Genomic DNA, 2,540 nt, shown 5'->3' with positions numbered 1-2,540 from the left:
CTTTACGCCGTGTTCGCGGGGTCGGCCCGCAAGCTGCTTGCCTCGCCGCGCGCGCAGCGGCGCTTCAATCTTGCGGGCGGCTCGCTGCTGAGCGCGGCGGGCGTGTGGGCGCTGCTCGCGCGCCGGCCCGCCTGAGGCGCGCGGCGGCCAGGCTCAGCGGTAAGGATTGTTCGGGTTGCGGTCGTAGCGGTTCGGTACGCCGTCGCCATCGCGATCGCGGTCGTAGCGGTTGGGCACACCGTCGCGGTCGCGGTCTCCGTAGCCGTAGTGCGGGCGCGGCGCCGGACGGTCATAAGGTGCCACGACGCAGCCGGCCAGCGCAGCCGATGCGGCAAGCAGAACGGCCAATGTCTTCGTCATCATCATTTGGTTTCTCCTTGGAGTTGTAGGAAGGCGGCTCGCCTCGCGCAAGCCGGCAATTGCATTGAAGGCCACCTGCGTCTCGGCTGCGTATCCGCCATGAGGCCGGGACGTGAAGTTGGTTACCGGATGTGGAACATGCTGCGGACTTTGGCGCCAAGTTCCTGCGGCCGCAGGCGGCGGCGCACCCGTTCGCAAGTAGGTGCAGTTCCCGTGGCCGCTTCGCCGAGAATGGCGCCGCCACGCCGCCGATTTCCGCTTTCCACCGCCATGCGCCGCCCGCCCTTCCCCGCCAGCCGCAGCCGCCTTGCCGCAGCGCTGGCGGCCATCGCCTGCGCGCTGCCGGTTGCTGCCGGCGCCGTGAGCTTCGACGAGGTGAAGCGCGAGTTCCGCCCTTCCGATACCGCGGTGCTCGACCGCAACGGCGAACTGCTGCAGCGCGTGCGCACCGATGCCAGCGTGCGGCGCGGCCAGTGGGTGGTGCTGGCCGATGTTTCGCCCGCGCTGCGCATGGCCATGGTGCTGAGCGAAGACCGGCGCTTCTACGAGCACAGCGGCATCGACTGGCGCGCGGTGTCGTCCGCCGCCTGGGGCAACCTGTGGAACACCCGCACGCGCGGCGCATCGACCATCACGATGCAGCTGTCGGGCCTGCTCGACGAAGACCTGCGCCGCGCCAACAGCGGGCGCAGCTTCACGCAGAAGATCGGCCAGACCGTGGCAGCCGCGCAGCTGGAGCGCAGCTGGCGCAAGGACCAGATCCTGGAGGCCTACCTCAACACCGTGCCCTTCCGCGGCGAGATCGTGGGCATCGACGCGCTCTCGCGCACGCTGTTCGGCAAGGCGCCCAGCGGCCTGGACGCGCGCGAGGCCAGCGTGGCCGCGGCACTGGTGCGCGCGCCCAACGCCAAGCCCGCATTGGTGGCGCAGCGTGCCTGCGAGGTGATGCGCGCGATGGAGCCGGGGCAGAAGATCGATTGCGATGCGCTCGACATGTTCACGAGCGCGGCGGTGCAGCGGCGGGCCTTCGATGCGACCGAAGGCATTGCGCCGCATGCGGCGCGGCGAGTTCTGAAGGAACTGCGCGAGGCCGGCGAGACGGCCGCGCCGCCGTCGCGCCAGGCAGCAGCCGGCAAGGAGGCCGCCGTGCGGACCACGCTGCGCGCGCCGCTGCAGCGCTTTGCGCTGGCCACGCTGCAGCGCCACCTGAAGGAATTGCGCGGCCGCCACGTGGAAGACGGCGCGCTCGTGGTGCTGGACAACGCGAGCGGCGAGGTGCTTGCCTGGGTCGGCTCCTCGGGCCCGCTGAGCCAGGCGGCCGAAGTCGATGCGGTCACCGCGCTGCGCCAGCCCGGCTCCACGCTCAAGCCGCTGCTCTATGCGCAGGCCATTGCCGAGCGGCGGCTCACGGCGGCTTCGCTGATCGACGATTCGTCGGCGCAGATCAGCACCGCGAGCGGGCTCTACATTCCGCAGAACTACGACCGCCAGTTCAAGGGGCCGGTGTCGGCGCGCACCGCGCTGGCCGCCTCGCTCAACGTGCCGGCCGTGCGCACGCTGGTGATGGTGTCGCCCGAGTCCTTCGCGCGCCAGCTGCGCGCGGCCGGCCTGCCGCTGCGCGAAAGCGGCGACTACTACGGCTACAGCCTGGCGCTCGGCAGCGCCGAGGTGTCGCTGCTGTCGCTCGCCAATGCCTATCGCATGCTGGCCAATGGCGGGCGCTACGGGCCGCCCACGCTGATGGCGCGGCCTCCCGTGCCGGCGCCGGCTGCGCCCATCCTCGATCCGCGCGCGGCCTTCATCGTCGGCGACATCCTGTCCGACGCGAACGCACGCACGCGCACCTTCGGGCTCGACAGCATTCTTTCCACGCGCTTCTGGACCGCGGTGAAAACGGGCACCAGCAAGGACATGCGCGACAACTGGGCCGTGGGCTGGTCGCAGCGCTACACGGTCGGCGTGTGGGTCGGCAACGCGAGCGGCGCATCGATGTGGGACGTGAGCGGCACCAGCRGCGCGGCCCCGGTGTGGGCCGAGGTGATGCGCTTCCTGCACGCGCGCGAGCCGAGCCGCGCGCCCCGGCCGCCGGCCGGCCTGGTCGAGGCGCAGGTGACGTTCGGCCCCGGCGCCGACGGCAACGCGCTCGAGGCGGCGCGCAGCGAATGGTTCCTGCAGGGCAC

Annotated in this window: 2 protein-coding genes and 1 pseudogene; 2 read left to right on the top strand and 1 reads right to left on the bottom strand. The window is 71.5% G+C overall.

Annotation, left to right across the window (positions count from 1 at the left end; all coding sequences use genetic code 11):
* Nucleotides 1-135 (top strand): annotated as a pseudogene (locus tag AC1DOC_RS29000) (LysE family translocator); the annotation flags it as partial.
* Nucleotides 136-153: 18 nt separating this feature from the next.
* On the opposite strand, the gene AC1DOC_RS28995 reads toward AC1DOC_RS29000, so the two are convergent.
* Nucleotides 154-366, bottom strand: a complete 213-nt coding sequence (locus AC1DOC_RS28995) for a hypothetical protein (RefSeq protein ID WP_478079664.1) — start codon at nt 364-366, stop codon at nt 154-156.
* 264 nt (nt 367-630) lie between these two features.
* Here AC1DOC_RS28995 and pbpC point away from each other — a divergent pair.
* A partial coding sequence (gene pbpC / locus AC1DOC_RS28990) for a penicillin-binding protein 1C (RefSeq protein WP_478131052.1) occupies nt 631-2,540 on the top strand: 1,910 nt, incomplete at its 3' end.

This window comes from Variovorax sp. 01T439_2 (assembly GCF_056398445.1).
The sequence above is the reverse complement of the archived record's forward strand: the minus strand, read 5'-3'. Positions and strand labels throughout refer to the sequence as shown.